General features: G+C 69.6%; 16 protein-coding genes. 12 read left to right on the forward strand and 4 right to left on the reverse strand.

From position 1 onward, the window contains the following. Window positions 1–7: 7 nt before the first annotated feature. The 4 genes from murA to H286_RS0104025 are packed head-to-tail and all read left to right on the forward strand — an operon-like array spanning window position 8 to window position 4256. The gene (gene murA, locus H286_RS0104010; protein ID WP_018188072.1) at window positions 8–1372 is read left to right on the forward strand and encodes a UDP-N-acetylglucosamine 1-carboxyvinyltransferase; all 1365 of its coding nucleotides are present in this window, start codon (window positions 8–10) and stop codon (window positions 1370–1372) included. Beyond that, a complete protein-coding gene (locus H286_RS0104015) occupies window positions 1369–2139 on the forward strand; it encodes a lysophospholipid acyltransferase family protein (RefSeq protein ID WP_018188071.1) in 771 nt (256 codons plus the stop codon). Before murA ends, H286_RS0104015 begins: the two co-directional genes overlap by 4 nt. Next, complete coding sequence (locus H286_RS0104020; RefSeq protein WP_020097193.1) at window positions 2129–3277, forward strand: NAD(P)H-dependent glycerol-3-phosphate dehydrogenase; 1149 nt, start codon at window positions 2129–2131, stop codon at window positions 3275–3277. Before H286_RS0104015 ends, H286_RS0104020 begins: the two co-directional genes overlap by 11 nt. Next, entirely contained in the window at window positions 3177–4256 is a 1080-nt protein-coding gene (locus tag H286_RS0104025) for a D-alanine--D-alanine ligase family protein (RefSeq protein WP_081630828.1), read from the forward strand. Before H286_RS0104020 ends, H286_RS0104025 begins: the two co-directional genes overlap by 101 nt. A gap of 6 nt (window positions 4257–4262) precedes the next feature. On the opposite strand, the gene H286_RS0104030 is transcribed toward H286_RS0104025, so the two are convergent. Continuing rightward, window positions 4263–4739, reverse strand: coding sequence for a DUF3515 family protein (locus H286_RS0104030; protein WP_020097195.1), 477 nt, complete (start codon window positions 4737–4739; stop codon window positions 4263–4265). Window positions 4740–4761: 22 nt separating this feature from the next. On the opposite strand from H286_RS0104030, the gene thiL reads away from it, so the two are divergent. Then, a complete protein-coding gene (gene thiL / locus H286_RS0104035) occupies window positions 4762–5733 on the forward strand; it encodes a thiamine-phosphate kinase (protein ID WP_020097196.1) in 972 nt (323 codons plus the stop codon). Here the strand turns inward: thiL and rsmD are convergent. Beyond that, window positions 5703–6311, reverse strand: a complete 609-nt coding sequence (gene rsmD / locus H286_RS0104040) for a 16S rRNA (guanine(966)-N(2))-methyltransferase RsmD (protein WP_020665422.1) — start codon at window positions 6309–6311, stop codon at window positions 5703–5705. The genes thiL and rsmD overlap by 31 nt on opposite strands. A 38-nt stretch (window positions 6312–6349) precedes the next feature. On the opposite strand from rsmD, the gene H286_RS0104045 reads away from it, so the two are divergent. Genes H286_RS0104045 through mutM form a run of 6 tightly spaced genes read left to right on the forward strand, consistent with a single transcriptional unit; the run spans window position 6350 to window position 11481 of the window. Beyond that, window positions 6350–8497 (forward strand): ATP-dependent DNA helicase RecG, encoded by a 2148-nt coding sequence (locus H286_RS0104045; RefSeq protein WP_020097198.1) that lies wholly within the window; start codon window positions 6350–6352, stop codon window positions 8495–8497. 42 nt (window positions 8498–8539) lie between these two features. Further along, window positions 8540–9037, forward strand: a complete 498-nt coding sequence (gene coaD / locus H286_RS0104050; protein ID WP_018188064.1) for a pantetheine-phosphate adenylyltransferase — start codon at window positions 8540–8542, stop codon at window positions 9035–9037. Between the two features lie 56 nt (window positions 9038–9093). Continuing rightward, window positions 9094–9651: a YceD family protein gene (locus H286_RS0104055; protein ID WP_020097199.1), complete on the forward strand. Its 558-nt coding sequence runs from the start codon at window positions 9094–9096 to the stop codon at window positions 9649–9651. A gap of 2 nt (window positions 9652–9653) precedes the next feature. Then, the gene (gene rpmF / locus H286_RS0104060) at window positions 9654–9863 is read left to right on the forward strand and encodes a 50S ribosomal protein L32 (RefSeq protein ID WP_018188062.1); all 210 of its coding nucleotides are present in this window, start codon (window positions 9654–9656) and stop codon (window positions 9861–9863) included. Between the two features lie 10 nt (window positions 9864–9873). Beyond that, on the forward strand, window positions 9874–10566 hold the full coding sequence (gene rnc / locus H286_RS0104065) for a ribonuclease III (RefSeq protein WP_020097200.1): 693 nt from the start codon (window positions 9874–9876) through the stop codon (window positions 10564–10566). A gap of 6 nt (window positions 10567–10572) precedes the next feature. After that, window positions 10573–11481 carry a bifunctional DNA-formamidopyrimidine glycosylase/DNA-(apurinic or apyrimidinic site) lyase gene (gene mutM / locus H286_RS0104070; RefSeq protein WP_020097201.1) on the forward strand — a complete coding sequence of 303 codons (909 nt, stop codon included), beginning with the start codon at window positions 10573–10575 and terminating at the stop codon, window positions 11479–11481. On the opposite strand, the gene H286_RS0104075 is transcribed toward mutM, so the two are convergent. Continuing rightward, window positions 11478–12566: a GNAT family N-acetyltransferase gene (locus H286_RS0104075; RefSeq protein ID WP_028497386.1), complete on the reverse strand. Its 1089-nt coding sequence runs from the start codon at window positions 12564–12566 to the stop codon at window positions 11478–11480. The genes mutM and H286_RS0104075 overlap by 4 nt on opposite strands. A 61-nt stretch (window positions 12567–12627) precedes the next feature. Beyond that, entirely contained in the window at window positions 12628–12885 is a 258-nt protein-coding gene (locus H286_RS0104080) for a hypothetical protein (protein WP_018188058.1), read from the reverse strand. 425 nt (window positions 12886–13310) lie between these two features. On the opposite strand from H286_RS0104080, the gene smc reads away from it, so the two are divergent. Next, window positions 13311–16814, forward strand: coding sequence for a chromosome segregation protein SMC (gene smc, locus H286_RS0104090; RefSeq protein WP_020097203.1), 3504 nt, complete (start codon window positions 13311–13313; stop codon window positions 16812–16814). Window positions 16815–16817 lie beyond the last annotated feature (3 nt).

Genomic DNA, 16817 nt, shown 5'->3' on the forward strand with positions numbered 1-16817 from the left:
CCCACCCATGAACACACTTCTCAGCGACTCCGCGTCCACCCCCGCCGGCGGCGGTAATACGGGTCAGACGCTCCGGATCCGCGGCGGACGACCGTTGCGCGGCCGGGTCGAAGTGAAGGGGGCGAAGAACCTCGCCACGAAGGCGATGGTGGCCGCCCTCCTGGGTGAGACCGCCAGCATCCTCCGGGATGTGCCGGACATCAGCGACGTCCATGTCGTGCGTTCGCTCCTCGAGGTCCACGGCGTCCACGTCGAGGACCTCGAGGACGGCGTCCTCCGGCTCGACCCGAGCGGAGCGGTCTCGGCTCACATGGAGGAGATCGACGCCCACGCCGGTGCGTCCCGCATCCCGATCCTCTTCTGCGGACCTCTGCTGCACCTGCTCGGCCAGGCGTTCATCCCCGACCTCGGCGGATGCCGCATCGGCGACCGCCCGATCGACTTCCACCTCGACGCGCTCCGCTCGTTCGGCGCCATCGTCGACAAGCTCCCGAGCGGCATCCGGCTGTCGGCGCCCGGCGGCCTTCACGGCGCCAACATCGAGCTGCCCTACCCGAGCGTCGGCGCGACCGAGCAGGTTCTGCTCACCGCGGTCCGGGCGAAGGGGACGACCGAGCTTCGGAACGCGGCCATCGAGCCCGAGATCATGGACCTGATCGCCGTCCTGCAGAAGATGGGCGCGATCATCTCCTACGAGCCCAACCGGGTGATCTTCATCGAGGGCGTCGAGTCTCTCCGCGGCTACGACCACCGGGCGATCTTCGACCGCAACGAGGCCGCCTCGTGGGCCGCCGCCGCCCTGGCCACCGACGGCGACATCTTCGTCGGCGGCGCCAAGCAGCAGGAGATGCTGACCTTCCTCAACGTCTTCCGCAAGGTCGGTGGCGACTTCGACATCGCCGAGGACGGCATCCGCTTCCGCCGCGGCGGTCCGCTCAAGCCCGTCATGGTCGAGACCGACGTGCACCCCGGGTTCATGACCGACTGGCAGCAGCCGCTCATCGTGGCCCTGACGCAGGCCGAGGGTGAGTCCGTCGTCCACGAGACCGTGTACGAGAACCGGCTCGGCTTCACCCGCGCTCTGGTCCAGATGGGCGCCGACATCGTCGTGCACCCCGACGGCATCGCGAGCTCCGAGCGACGCGTTCCCCGCCGCGCCCTCGAGCAGGCCGCTGTCATCAACGGTCCGACGCCCCTCCACGGTGCCGACGTCGTGGTCCCGGACCTCCGCGGCGGCTACTCCTACGTCATCGCCGCGCTGGCGGCCGAGGGAGAGTCGACCGTTCGCAACATCGGGATCATCCGTCGCGGCTACGAGAAGTTCCTCGAGAAGCTGACGGACCTCGGCGCCGACTTCGACGTCACGGAGTGACCCGGGTGAGCCCTCGTCGTCACGCGTCGGCTGAGAAGACCCGCCCGAGCGTCTTCTGGCCCGCCGCCATGATCGTCATCCCCGCCACGGGATGGTTCGCGAAGATCGAGATCGAGGGCGCCGAGAACCTGCCGCTCGAGGGCGCCTACGTCCTCGCCCCGAACCACTACAGCGAGTTCGATCCGGTGATCGTCGCCGTCGCGACCTGGCGGATGGGCCGGGCGCCCCGGTTCATGGCCAAGGAGAGTCTGTTCAAGGTCCCGGTCCTGGGTGCCCTCCTGCGGGCGACGGGCATGATCCCCGTGGCCCGGGCCTCGAACTCGGCGGCGGCGACGCAGACGCTCGCGCAGTCGAACGCCCTCGTCGCCGAGCAGCGCGGCGTCATCGTGTATCCCGAGGGTTCGCTGACCCGCGACCCCGACATGTGGCCGATGCGGGGCAAGACGGGCGCCGTGCGCCTCGCCCTCGCCGCGGCCGAGACACTCCCCGTCATCCCCGTCGCGACGTGGGGTGTGCAGGAGATCCTGCCGCGGTACGGGCGCCTGCGGCTGTGGCCGCCGCGTCGCCGGGTGCGCGTGCTCGTGGGTCCTCCCGTCGACCTGTCCGCGTTCACCGACACGACCCCCGCCACGCTCGTCGCGGCGACGGATGCCGTCATGCGGGACATCTCGATCCTCCTCGGCCGCCTCCGCGGGGAGGAGCCGCCCGCCGAGCGCTGGAATCCGGCCAAGCACGGGCAGAACGAAACGGGACGCCTTGACTCCTAGGGAATCGTCGCGCCGCGACGCCGCCGCTCCCCGGGTCGCGGTCCTCGGTTCCGGAAGCTGGGGAACGACGTTCGGGAAGGTCCTCGCCGACGGCGGCGCGGACGTCATGATGTGGGCGCGACGCGCCGAGCTCGCTCACGAGATCCGCGAGGGCAAGCGGAACTCGCAGTACCTCCCGGGCATCAACCTGCCGCGCGGGCTGTCCGCGACCCACCACCTCGCCGAGGCCCTCGACGGGGCGACGCAGGTCTACATCGCCATCTCCAGCCAAGCGCTCCGCCAAAACCTCAAGGCCGTCCGCCCCATCCTCGCCGCCGGCGACGCGCCCATCGTGTCGCTGATGAAGGGCGTGGAGAAGAAGACCGGACTGAGGATGAGTCAGGTCCTCGAGCAGGAGCTCCGTTGCGACCCGGACCGCATCGCCGTGGCATCCGGCCCGAATCTCGCCCTCGAGATCGCCCGCGAGCAGCCGACCGCCGCGGTCATCTCGTCGTCGAGCCAGGAGACGGCCGAAGCCGTTGCGCGCATCGCCCGCAACACCTACTTCCGCACGTTCGTCAACACGGACGTCATCGGCACCGAGTTCGGCGGGGTGCTGAAGAACTTGATCGCGGTGGCGATCGGCATCGTCGACGGTGTCGGCTACGGCGAGAACACGAAAGCGTCGATCATCACGCGAGGCCTCGTCGAGATGACGGATTTCGCCGTCGCCCAGGGGGCGCAGCCCGAGACGCTGCAGGGACTCGCCGGACTCGGCGACCTGATCGCGACGTGCCAGTCGCCCCTCAGCCGCAACAACACCGCCGGCCGCCTGCTCGGACAGGGCTACAGCTTCACGGAGGTCGTGAAGCAGATGGACCAGACGGCCGAAGGCCTCGCCTCCGTCGCCCCCGTCCTCCAGCTCGCCAAGGAAGCCGGCGTCCAGATGCCCATCGTCGAGCAGGTCAAGATGGTGCTCGACGGCACGATGAACCCCCGTGACATCGCACCGCACCTCACAACGGATGACGATGAGCCCACGGAGGAGAGGACTCAGAATGGTTCAGGCGGTAGTGGTTCTGCTCTTCGGAGGGCGTTCCAGCGAGCATTCGATAAGTTCCGCCACGGCGGGCGGGGTGCTGCGCGCGATCGATCGTGAGCGGTACCGCGTCATCCCCGTCGGGATCACGCGCGAGGGAGCGTACGTCCTCGAGGACGACGATCCCGACAAGTTCGCGCTGAATCCCGAGCGGCTCCCCGAGGTCGTCGACAACGGCACGCGGATCGTCTGGCCGGAGTCGACGGCGAACCGGACGCTGTCGGTGCGTCGCCCCGACGGGGCGGTCGAGTCCCTCGGTGAGATCGATGTGGTCTTCCCCATCCTCCACGGCCGCTTCGGCGAGGACGGCACCGTCCAGGGCTTCCTCGAGCTCCTCGACCTGCCCTACGTCGGAGCGGGCCTGCTCATGTCGGCGATCGGGATGGACAAGCACACGACCAAGAGCGTCCTCCGCGCGGCCGGCGTTCCCGTCGTGCCGTGGGTGACCGTCACCCGCGCAGCGCTCGAGCGCGACGATGACCTGTGGCGACGCCGCATCCGTGCCCTCGGTCTTCCGGTCTTCGTGAAGCCGGCCCGCGCCGGGTCCAGCGTCGGCGTGTCGAAGGTGTCCGAATGGGAGGGCCTGGATGCCGCCCTCGACACCGCCTTCGCCGAAGACACCAGCGTTCTCGTCGAGCAGGCCGTGACGGGGCGCGAGGTCGAGTGCGGCGTCCTGCAGGGCCGGGACGGCGCCGAGCCGCGCGTCAGCGTGGCGGGGGAGATCGTCGTCAGCGGGCGGGATTTCTACGACTTCGAGGCGAAGTACCTCGGCGCTCCCGGGATCGATCTCGTCTGTCCAGCCGACCTGCACGACGGTGAGTTGCGCGAGATGCAGCGGGTCGCGGCGCAGGCGTTCGAGGCGGTCGGGGGACAGGGGCTGTCGCGCGTCGACTTCTTCTACACCGGCAGCGAGTTCTTCGTGAACGAGGTGAACACGATGCCCGGGTTCACCCCGATCTCGATGTTCCCGACGTGCTGGATCCAGAGCGGGCTGAGCTACCCCGACCTGATCACCGAGCTCATCGAACTGGCGCGGTAAACCGGGTCAGGGCTGCCCCTCGGTCGGAGCCACGCACTTTCCGGTGACCTCGAACCGCTTCGTGATCAATCGGCTGAGCGCCGAGACGGGACCGCTCGACGAGACGGCGTCGTAGTCGAGGATGAGCTCCGCTGCGGGCGTCCGCCCGTAGGTGGCGATCCGGTACAACGGCGCGCGCGAGTCGTCCACGACCCAGTCGACGCCGTCGACCGTGAAGCACGGGAGCGTCGTCGGTCCCGTCGGTTGCGTGCCGCAGGTGAATTGCACGGTCGTCGGGTCGCCCCACGCCGCGGTGGACTGCGCGTCGGTCCAGCGCCGCGACTGATCTCCCAGGACGTCGGGGAGGAGGACCATCACCTGTGCGCAGCGCGGATCGTCGGCGTTCGGAGCGGCCTTGACGGCGACGGTCGAGGAGCAGCCGGACAGGGCGGCGACCCCGGCCACGAGCAGGGCGAGCGCAGTGGTCGAGCGGGTCCGGGGCATCGCTCCAGGCTACCGTGGACGCATGGGTGAGCTCCGTGTGCGCGACGTGTCCGAGAAGGAGCTCCTGGCCAGCATCCTCCGTGTGCTGGGACCGGCGTCGCGTGCCGAGATCGGCCCCGGGGACGACGCCGCCGTGCTCGCCGTTGCCGGCGGGCGGATCGTGGCCACGACCGACACCCTCGTACACGGGCCCGACTTCCGCCTCGCCTGGACCTCACCCTACGATCTCGGCTACAAATCCGCTGCGGTGAACATCGCCGACGTCGCTGCGATGGGCGCGAGGCCCACAGCGCTGCTCGTCGCCCTGGCGCTGCCGGACTGGCTGCCGGCGACCTTCGTCGAGGCTCTCGCGACCGGCTTCCGCGACGCCCTCGCCGAACTCGCGCCGGGCTGCGCGGTCGAGGGGGGCGACCTCGCCGTCTCCGAGACGCTCACGGTCGCCGTCACCGCCCTCGGCGTGCTCGACGGAGTGGAACCCGTCCGCCGGTCCGGCGCGCGTCCCGGAGACGAGATCGCAGTGGCGGGTGAGCTGGGCGCGGCGGCGCGGGGCCTTCGGATCCTGTTCGACCGGTTCCGGGATGCCGCCGGCACACCCGTCCCGATCGATCGCGACGTCCTCGCGCCTGCCGAGCAGCACGACCTCGACGCGCAGTTGCGCCCTCGTCCGCCGATCGAACTCGGCGTTCTCGCCGCGCGGGCGGGAGCGACGGCGCTCATGGACGTCTCCGACGGGCTCCTGCTCGATGCCTCACGGATCGCGGACGCCTCGCGCGTGACGCTGTCGATCGATGTCGATCTCGATGACGACGCACTCTCGGGCGGCGAGGACCACGCTCTCCTCGCCTGCTTCCCGGCCGGGTCCACGCCGACCGGCTTCGAGGTCATCGGCCACGTGCGGGTGCGCGGCGACGCCGCCGTCCTCGTGCAGGGCGCCGTCCCCTCGGCGCGAGGCGGCTGGGATCCCTACGCCGACTGGGACTCGGCGCTCGGCTGACCCGCGTCCGCGGCATCGGCGGGGGCGAGCCACCAGAGGGTCGTGTCGCCGTACTTCTTCACGCGGTCCACGACGAGGCCTGCGGGCAGATCGGGCTCGCCGGAGCGCGTGGCCCGTTCGACGACGACGACCGCGGAGTCGGTGAGCCGAGGAGTCAGGAGTGCGAGCGTTGTGGACACCTCGGCATCCGTCATGTCGTAGGGCGGGTCCACGAACACGAGGTCGAAAGACGGTCCGCCGGCGCGGAGGAACGCATCCGCGGAGGACCGGTGCACCGTCACCCGCCGATCCGGGAGACTGCGGGCGGCGGCTCGGACGTTCCGCTCGATGACGGATGCCGCGCGCGGCGCCCGCTCGACGAGGTCGGCCGACGACGCCCCGCGGCTCACGGCCTCGAGCCCGAGCGCGCCTGATCCCGCGTAGAGATCGAGGACGGCGGCGGACTCGATGAGGTTCGCGGATTCCAGAGCGCCGAACAGCGACTCCCGCACACGTTCGCTCGTCGGCCGCGTCCCGGCGCTCGGGACGGCGAGCGGCAGCGATCCGGCGGCCCCGGCGATGATCCTCGTCACCCCCACACGATATCCGCGTCGGCGGTCGCTCGTAGACTCATCGCATGGCCTCGTACTCGCTCGACACGCCCCTGCACGAGGCGGTCGGCGACAACCTGGCGAAGGGGCTGAAGCGCGCCTTCCACATGACGACCGTGGGGGAGTTGCTGGGGCACTACCCGAGGCGGTACGCCAACCGCGGGGAGCTGACACACATCGCCGCTCTTCCGGTCGGCGAGCTCGTCACGATCGTGGCCGAGGTCCGCTCCGCGTCGACGAGGCCGATGCGGGGCCGCCGGGGGGAACTCGTCGAGGTCGTCATCGGCGACGGCGAGGGAACCATGTCGCTCACGTTCTTCGGGCAGTCCTGGCGCGTGAAGGATCTCACGGCCGGCCGGCAGGGCATCTTCTCCGGCAAGGTGGGGGAGTACCGCGGTCAGAAGCAGTTGACGCATCCCGACTACCAGCTCTTCGACGACGAGGGAACGGCGCGGCTCACCGCGGAGGCGTGGCGGAATCGCCCCATCCCGATCTATCCGGCGACGAGCACCTTCTCGAGCTGGCAGGTCAAGAAGTGCGTGGACCTGGTGCTCCCTGCGCTGACGGGCGTGCCCGAGCCTCTCCCCGACGCCTTCCGCGCCGCTCAGGGCCTTCTCGACGCCCGCACGGCGCTGACCCGCATCCACGATCCGGAGTCCTTCGACCAGATCGATCCGGCACGCGAGACCCTCCGGATGCACGAGGCGTTCGTCCTTCAGGCAGCCCTCCTGCAACAGCGTCACTTCGTCCGGATGATGTCCGCGACCGCCCGGCCACCCGGCGACCTTCTCGCCCGATTCGACGCACGGCTGCCGTTCGAGCGCACACCCGACCAGCTGAGCGTCGGTGACCGCATCGCCGCGGACCTCGTCGCCCCGTGGCCGATGAACCGCCTCGTGCAGGGCGAGGTGGGGTCCGGCAAGACCCTCGTCGCGCTCCGAGCCATGCTCCAGGTCGCCCAGTCGGGCGGGCAGTCCGCGCTGATCGCCCCGACGGAGGTCCTGGCCGCCCAGCACGTGCGTTCCATGGCTCGGATGCTGGGACCCGAGCTCGCACCCGAACTCATGCCCACGTTGCTCACCGGGCAGCTGGGCGCGGCCGAGCGGCGACGGACGGCCCTGCGGGTCGCCTCGGGGCAATCGCGCATCGTCGTGGGAACCCACGCGCTGCTGAGCGAGTCCACGACGTTCGCGGATCTGGGTCTCGTCGTGGTCGACGAGCAGCATCGCTTCGGGGTCGACCAGCGCGAGACGCTGCGCGCCAAAGGGAGTTCGCCGCACGTCCTCGTCCTCACCGCCACCCCGATCCCTCGTACGGTCGCCATGACCGTGTTCGGCGACCTCGACGTGTCGACGATCCGGACGATGCCCGGGGGCCGCGCCGGGATCTCGAGCTTCGTCGCGCCCGTGGGGGAGAAGCCCGCGTGGTTCGCGCGCGTCTGGGAGCGCGTCGCCGAGGAGGTCCGACTCGGGAGGCAGGCGTTCGTGGTGTGTCCGGCGATCGACGCTGCGACCGACGCGACCGACGAGGAGAGTCCCGAGACCGATGAGCCCGCCCGGACCCGCTGGGGAGTCGTGCAGGCGGCCGCGCTGCTGTCGGGGCATCCCGATTACCGGGACATCCGCGTCGAGATCCTCCACGGCAAGATGCCCGGTGACGAGAAGGATGCCGTCATGCAGGCCTTCGCGCGAGGCGACACCGACGTGCTGGTCGCCACGACGGTGGTCGAAGTCGGTGTCGACGTCCCGAACGCCTCGACCATGGTGATCCTCGAGGCGGATCGATTCGGCGTCTCGCAGCTCCACCAGCTCCGCGGGCGTGTCGGCCGCGGCTCAGTTCCCGGGCTCTGCCTGCTGGTCACCGAGGCCGACCCGTTCACGCCGGCACGACAGCGCGTCGAGGCCGTCGCCGCGACGACGGACGGTTTCGAACTCGCCGAGGTCGATCTCGAGCTGCGCGGCGAGGGTGACGTCCTCGGTGACGCGCAATCCGGCGTGCGGTCGTCGCTGCGGCTGCTGCGCGTCGTCGCCGATGCAGACCTGATCGCGACGGCCCGCGCCGAGGCGGAGCGTCTTCTCGCCGACGACCCGACCCTCGACGGAGCCCCTGGACTCGCTGCGGCGATCGCCGGTCGCGTGAGTCAGCGGGAACGCGCGGCGCTCGCGAAGAACTGAGCCGGGGCGCGGCGCGGGCTCTCTGTCGTTAGGCTCGACGGCATGAACAACCGGATCGCCGTGGTGCCGGGCTCGTTCGACCCGCCGACGCTCGGGCATCTCGACGTCATCCGGCGCGCCGCAGCCCTCTACGACCAGTTGCACGTGCTCGTCGTGCACAACCCCGGCAAAGAGGCGATGCTGCCGATCGCTCAGCGACTGTCGCTCCTCGAACAGTCGATCTCCGAGAGCGACATCGACGGCGACGTCATCGTGGCCGCCTGGAGCGTCGGCCTCCTCGTCGACTATGCGACCGACGTCGGCGCCGGAGTCCTGGTCAAGGGAATCCGCTCCCAAGTCGACGTCGCCTACGAGACCCCGATGGCGATCGTGAACCGGCATCTTGCGCACATCGAGACCGTGTTCCTGTTGCCCGACCCCGCTCACGCCCTGGTGTCCAGTTCGCTCGTGCGTCAGGTGGCATCGCTCGGCGGGGATGTGTCGCCGTTCGTGCCCGCGCCGGTGGCTCGATTCCTCGACACCGGTGCTCGCGAAGGCTGATCCGGCCCGGGAGCTCCCCGTCCCGCGTACGATGGACGACCGTGGTCAGAAAGCGTGTGAGCGGTCCCCTCGTCCTTCCCGTCCGCGACATCCTCCGGGCTCCCGGGGAGATGCGCGAATTCGAGCTGACGGTGCCTGTCGCCGAGAAATGGGGCGAGGGACTCGCCTGGGTTCCGGCGGGTGAAGACGTCCATGTCGACGCTCGTCTGGAATCCGTCCACGAGGGCATCCTCGTCACCGCGGAGATCTCCACGACCTACGACGGACAGTGCAGCCGGTGCCTCACGGACCTGACACGCTCCCTCGAAGTCGAGTTTCAGGAGCTCTTCGGGTATTCTGGGGACGAAGCGACTGACTTCGAGGTTCAAGACGACCACGTGGATCTTGAAACAGGAGTCAGGGATGCGATCGTCCTGTCGCTTCCGTTCCAGCCGGTGTGTCAGCCGGACTGCCCCGGACTTGATCCGTCCACGGGTGAGAAGCTGACCGAAGCACCGGTCACGGAGACTCAGATCGACCCGCGCTGGACTGCGCTGGCCGCCTTGTCGGCCCCACCCACAGACCACGACGGCGAAGCATCACGCCCCGCCGCCGACGACACAGAGAAGAGCTGACCATGGCAGGTAACCCCCCGAAGCGGAAGGTCTCCCGCTCCAACACCCGTTCGCGTCGCGCGCAGTGGAAGGCCGAGGCCCCCACGCTCGTCAAGACCATCGAGAACGGCAAGGTCGTCTACAGCCGTCCCCACCAGGCGAAGGTCGTCACCGACTCGCAGGGCACGGAGCTGTTCCTCGAATACAAGGGCCGCAAGGTCGCCGACATCTGATCGGCGCGTCGTGACAGACGCCACCACCGATCACTCGGTGCTCACACACAAGCTCGGGGTCGACATCGACCCCGAGCTTGTGTCGCTTGCGCTCACCCACCGGTCGTACGCCTACGAACACGGGGGGATCGCTCACAATGAGCGTCTGGAGTTCCTCGGCGACTCCATCCTCGGGATGGCGGTCACCGTCCATCTCTACCGCTCGCACCCCGACCTCGACGAAGGGTCGTTGGCCAAGCGTCGTGCGAGCGTGGTGTCGACGGTCGCGTTGGCGGAGGTCGCCCGCGGAATGGGGCTCGGAACGCATCTGCGGCTCGGCCGCGGTGAGGACCAGACCGGCGGACGCGACAAAGACTCCATCCTCGCCGACACGACGGAGGCGCTCATCGGCGCCGCCTATCTGTCTGCGGGAATCGAGGAGGCCACCGCGCTCGTCCTCCGCCTGGTGTCGCCGCTGATGGCGGATCCCGAGCGTTACGGTGCGGCGATGGACCCGAAGACCGCGCTCCAAGAGCTCGCGGCACGATCCGGGCGTCCGGTCCCTTCGTACAGCGTCGAAGCCGAGGGGCCCGATCACCACCGGGTGTTCACCGCGACCGTCGCCGTCGGCGATGTGTCACGAAGCGGCCGCGGCTCCAGCAAGAAGCAGGCCGAGATGGCGGCTGCTCTCGCCGTCTGGCGCGAGCTGTCGGCTCGGTCCTGAGCAGACGTGCCCGAGCTCCCCGAAGTCGAGGTCGTCCGCGCGGGCCTCGCCCCCGCCCTGGCTGGCTCGCGGATCGAGGCCGTCACGGTCCTCGATCCGCGATCGCTGACCCGACACGATGGCAGTGCAGCAGATTTCGAGCACCGCCTGACCGGGCGGAGGGTGGACGCCGTCGTCCGTCGCGGCAAGTTCTTGTGGATGCCGCTCGGCGACGCCGACGGGCGCGGCGAGTCCGAGGCGATCGTCGGTCACCTCGGTATGAGCGGCCAGATGCTGCTGCGCTCCTCGGGGACGCCGGAGCTCCGCCACGAACGGATCCGGTTCGACATCCGGCATCCCACCCATGCCGATGTCGCTGTGGTTTTCGTCGATCAGCGCACCTTCGGCTCGCTGGCCCTGGACCGGCTGATCCCCACACCTGACGCCGCGGCCGGCGGCTGGGGGAGCGAGGCACCCCTGGTCCCGACTCAGGTCGCGCACATCGCGCGAGACCCCCTCGACCCCGCTTTCGAAGAGACCGTGTTCCGTGCCCGGTTGGCACGCACGCGTTCAGCCATCAAACGGGTGCTGCTCGACCAGACCGTGGTGAGCGGCATCGGGAACATCTACGCGGACGAGTCGCTCTGGGCGGCGCGGATCCACCCGGAGCGCTCGGCCGACGACCTCTCGTCACGCGCGGTGCGCAGGCTCCTCGACGAGGTTCGGGCAGTGCTGCACCGAGCCCTCGCCGAAGGGGGGACCAGCTTCGACGCGCAGTATGTGAACGTCAACGGGCAGGCCGGCTACTTCGCCCATTCCCTCAACGCGTACGGCCGCACCGGCGAAGCCTGTCCCCGCTGCGGCACACCGATCGTGCGCGTGAGCTTCACCAACCGGTCGAGCCACTACTGCCCCAGGTGTCAGCGCCGGGGCTAGTCGAGCACCTTCTTCCACGCTCCGATGTACGCGGCGGGTGCGAACCCGATCGCCTCGTTGATGCTGAGCATGGGACGGTTCTCCTCGGCGTTCCAGGTGATGATCCTCGGTGACTGGGGTGCGATCTCCCGCCAGCGGAGGATCCCGGCGCACTTGATGAGCTGCCCGAGTCGGTGTCCCCGGTGTTCGCGGAGCACCAGGGTGTCCATCTGCTGGCTTGTCGCGGTCGGGTCCGCGCCGGAACACAGCTCGTTGAAGGCGACCACCTGACCGGAGGCTTCGTGGACCGCCGCGGTGACCAGCACGGTCTGTCCGGCCTCGAGGTAGCGAGCCTCGTGCCGTTCGAGGCGTTCGAGATCCCATACCTCCTCGTCCACCTCCAGGCCGGCGGCCGGAGCATCCGTAGACATGCGGGACTTCGCCCACGCGAAGCTCTCCCGGTACCGGTCCGGCACGGGCAGCCTCCATTGCTCGACCCGGTAGCCGGCCGCGTGAACCAACGCCTCTGCCTGCATCGCCGTGACCGTCGACAACGACGGCTCGAACTCGAGGATGCTCTTGCGGTCGACCTGTTCGAGGGTGTGGCCGTGGCGCCGGTAGTAGCGCGCCGGACGATCGAGCGGGATGGTCCCGAAGCCGGTGGGAGCGGCCAGTCGTTCCGTCGGGGCCCCGGGGTGCGGTTCGGGATGCTCCGCCCAGGACTCGAGGACGGTGCGACCCGCCTTCCGCGCGGTGTCCTCGACGACGCCGAGAAGCTCGCTGCCGATGCCTCGACCCTGGACGCGCTCGAGGAGCTCGATGATCCAGTAGGCGACCTGCGACCCCTCCTCTGCGGGGATGTCGACGATGACCCGGCCGACGACGTCGTCGCCGACGATGACGATCCAGCTGCGCTTGTCGTTGTCGGGGTTCTCCTGGAAGTGCGGCAACAGCTGCGCCGCGGTCGCGGCTTCGTCGTCGTTGTCGCTGATCTCTCGATAGATCTCGTTACGGACGTCGACCATCGCGAGGAAGTCGGCGGCGTCGGGCGCATCGACGGATGCGGGAACGGTAAGGGGACGGAGTTCGTAGGGTGCGGTCGTCATGGTCTTCTTCCGGGACGGAGTGTGGTCGGGGGCTGCGACGGTGTCGCAGCCCCCGAGAGGGTCATCGACGCGGGGCGAGGAGCGCACGGCGGCGGTCCCATTCGGCTTCGCGCGCATCGCGGGCGAGCCGCTCTCGGCGGCGGGAGTCGATCTGTTCGCGATCGGCGCCGGGACGGGTGCTCCACAGGAGCAGTGCCAACGCGAGCCGCAAGGCCAGTCGGTCGATGATCGTCTGACGGGCGGTGATGCCCGTCGGGGTGGGATGCTGCAGCGCGGCGATGACCGCCGAGGTGCGCTGCGGCGCGGTGAGAGTGCGCATGAGGTGATCTCATTTCGATCGTTGCAGTGAGGTGCCGCGAGCGCGGCGGAGTATCGTGCCGCAGCACGAAGGAGCACGTCCGTGTCCGGGGCCGGTGGCCCGGCGAACACGGGGTGGAGAGGACGCGGAACGTCCGGGGGCAGGGAGGCGCACTCCGTCCGAAGACGGAGCTCACGTGAGGCGGCGGTTAGTGGCCGGTGTGAGCGCGCGTGTCCGCAGCGGCGCCGAAGGAGACGGTCCCCGAGGCGAACGGGAACGCGATGAACGCTTCTCCAGTGGGCATCATGTCGATAATCATGTCGAGGACCTCCTTTCTCAGACTTCTGACGCGAGCCCCGACACTAGCGTCGCCCCGGGCGCGCCGTCAAGAGACGGCGACGATTCGTCCGCTAGCGTGGACGCGACGACGACACCGGAGGCCCCTCATGCACCTGAAGAGCGTGACGCTCAAGGGGTTCAAATCCTTCGCGCAGCCCACGACGTTCGCCCTCGAGCCCGGGGTGACGTGCATCGTCGGCCCCAACGGGTCAGGTAAGTCGAACGTCGTCGACGCGCTCGCCTGGGTGATGGGGGAGCAGGGGGCGAAAACGCTCCGCGGCGGCAAGATGGAGGACGTCATCTTCGCGGGCACCGCGACCCGTGGTCCCCTCGGTCGTGCGGAAGTGCAGTTGACGATCGACAACTCCGACGGTGTCCTGCCGATCGAGTACAGCGAGGTGACGATCAGCCGGACGCTGTTCCGGAACGGGTCGAGCGAATACGCCATCAACGGCGAGACCTGCCGGCTTCTCGACGTCCAAGAGCTCCTGAGCGACTCCGGTCTCGGCCGTGAGATGCACGTCATCGTCGGTCAGGGGCGCCTCGACACGGTTCTCCAGGCGAGCCCCGAGGATCGACGTGGCTTCATCGAAGAGGCGGCGGGCATCCTCAAACATCGCCGCCGCAAGGAGAAGACCCTCCGCAAGCTCGATGCCATGGAGGCCAATCTCACGCGGCTCAGCGACCTCGCCGGTGAACTCCGCCGACAGCTCAAACCGCTCGGCAAGCAGGCCGAGATCGCCCGTGAAGCCGCGACGATCGCCGCCGTCGTCCGCGATGCGAAGGCACGACTGCACGCGGACGAGCTCGCGCGGCTCCGCGCCGAACTGGCCGATCACTCGCAGAACGAGCAGGAGCGTCACGCCGAGCGACTGGTGCTGCAGGACCGCGCCGAGGGATTCCGCCGCCGCATCGAAGAGCTCGAGAACGACCAGCGTGCCGAAGCGGTCGACCGCGCTCGCGCGATCACGTTCGAGCTCGGCCGCGTTCAGGAGCGGCTCCGCGGGCTCTATTCGCTGGCAGGACAGCGTCTGTCGCTTCTCGAGGACGACACGCAGCCCGCCGAGGCCGGCGCGACGGTCACTCAAGCGGTCATCGACGAGGCGCGCGCGGAGATCGATGAGATCGGCTCCGGCTTGGGCACTGCGCAGGATGCCGCTGCTGCCGCTGCTCGCGAGGTCATCCGCGCCCGCGCCGAGCTCGATGCCCTCGACACGGACATCGCCGCCCAGAGCGCCCTCGTCTCGGAACACGACATGCGGCTCGCATCCCTGCGCGGGCGTTTCGAGGCCGCCACATCGAAAGCGGAGGCACTGCGCGCCGCGGTGGAACGTCAGCAGCGCGCGCTCGATGCCGCGGAGCAACGTCGGAACGAGGCCGAAGCGGCTCTCGCCGAGATCGAGCCCGCGTCGGAAGGACCTGCGGACTCCGCAGCGGAGTTCGCGGCCGCATACGATCGCGCGCAGCGGGAGGCGACGGAGGCCGAGAGCGGGGTGGGCGGGATCCGTGAACGGCTCCACGCCGCCGAACGCGAACGGGAGTCCCTCCTCGCAGAGACGGCAGCGCTCGGTCGAGCCCTCGACATACGGAATGCGGCGGCCGCGGTCGTCGACCGCGGAGGCCCCGGCATCCGTGGAATCGTCAGCGATGCCATCCGGGTCACGCCGGGCTTCGAAGCGGCGGTCGCCGCAGCGCTCGGTGCGCTTGCCGATGGCGTCCTGGTGGACGACCTCGAGACCGCCAGAGGCGTCGTCGAGACTGTCCGCGAGCACGACCTCGGCGTGGTCGACATCGCGGTGGCGGACGGCGCCGCCGCGCCCCGACCAGCGCTGCCCGGGGAGTGGACCTGGGCAGCCGACGTGGTCGACGCGCCCTCGGGTGTTCGCGCCGCCCTCGCGGAGGTGGCGATCACCGCAGACCTCGAAGACGCGTACGTCGCAGCGCGGACCGCGGCGGACTCGGGCGTCCACGTGATCGTCGTGACGCGCGCAGGCGAGACCGTCACGGCCAGCACCGTCCAAGCCGGATCCGGACAGTCCCGGTCGCGCATCGAACTCGGCGCCGAGCGGGATGCCGCGAGCGAGAGACTCACCGAGGTCACGGTGGTCGCCGATTCGATGCGGGAGGCCCTCACCGACGCCCAGGCCCGGTGGGATGCCGCGCGTCAGCGCACCCGCGAGACGCTGACCGCGCTCCGCGAGCACGACTCCGCCCTCGCGGCTCACGCGGAGCAGATGAACCGGGCCACCGTCCGCCTCGAATCCGCCGCCGCCGAGTGCGAACGTCTCGACGCCGGGCTCCGCCAAGCCGAGGCCGCGGCCCGAGACGCCGAGACGGCCGCCCGGGCCGCGGGGGAGGCGTATCGCGCCGCCGAGGAGTCACCGCGGCCGATCCTCGACGCGTCGGCTCGCGACGGCCTGCTCGACGCGCTCGAGTCGGCTCGGACGCGTGAGATGGATACGCGCCTCGACGTCGAGACCCTCCGCGAGCGTGTCCGCGCGGCCGAGTCGCGCGTCGCCCAGCTCGAGCGCCAGCGTGAGCGCGAGCGTGCAGCCGCCGAAGCCGCGGCACGGCGCGCCGTGGTTCGACGGGCGCAGCGCGCCGTTGCATCGGAGGTCGTGGCCGCGTTGCCGCCCGTCCTCGACTCGATCGATCGATCAACAGCGCAAGCACGGGTCGAGCTGGAGCGTGCGGAGCAGACGAGAACGGCCTTGACGGCGGAACTGGCGGAGCTCCGCAAGGAGGATGCGGGGGTCCGCGAGCGGTTGTCGCGGGTCACCGAGTCGGTGCACGGTCTCGAGCTGCAGATGCACGAGAAGCGTCTTCACGTGCAGAGCCTCCTCGAGCGGGTCCAGTCTGAACTCGGTCTCGACGAGAGTATTCTCCTCGCGGAATACGGTCCGGATGTCCCCATCCCCACCTCGGACGAGGGGGCCTCTGAATCGTTCGATCGGGCCGCTCAGCGACGCCGACTCCAGGAGGCGGAACGCAAGCTCTCGCAGCTCGGACGCGTGAACCCGCTCGCGTTGGAGGAGTTCGCGGCGCTCGAGCAGCGGCACTCCTTCCTCACTGCTCAGCTCGACGATCTCGTCCGTACCCGGACGGATCTGCTGACGATCATCGAGGAGCTCGACGAGCGGATGCAAACGATCTTCCTTGCGGCATTCGAGGACACGAAGGTCGCGTTCGGCGAGGTCTTCCCCATCCTCTTCCCGGGAGGCACGGGATCGATCTCCCTGACCGATCCGGACAACCCCTTGACGACGGGGATCGATGTGGCCGTGCGCCCCGTCGGGAAGAAGATCGAACGACTCTCGCTCCTCTCGGGCGGTGAACGTTCTCTCGCCGCCGTGGCCCTGCTCACCGCCATCTTCAAAGCGCGACCGAGTCCCTTCTACATCCTCGACGAGGTGGAAGCGGCGCTCGACGACGCGAACCTGGGTCGACTGCTCGGGGTGTTCGAGCAGCTACGGGAGTCGAGCCAGCTGATCGTGATCACTCATCAGAAGCGGACGATGGAGATCGCTGATGCGCTCTACGGCGTCTCGATGAGGCAGGACGGCGTCTCGGCCGTCGTGGGACAGCGGGTGCGCGAGCGCGCGACGGCGTGATCG

Source organism: Microbacterium sp. 11MF (assembly GCF_000383475.1).
Classification (GTDB): domain Bacteria; phylum Actinomycetota; class Actinomycetes; order Actinomycetales; family Microbacteriaceae; genus Microbacterium; species Microbacterium aquilitoris.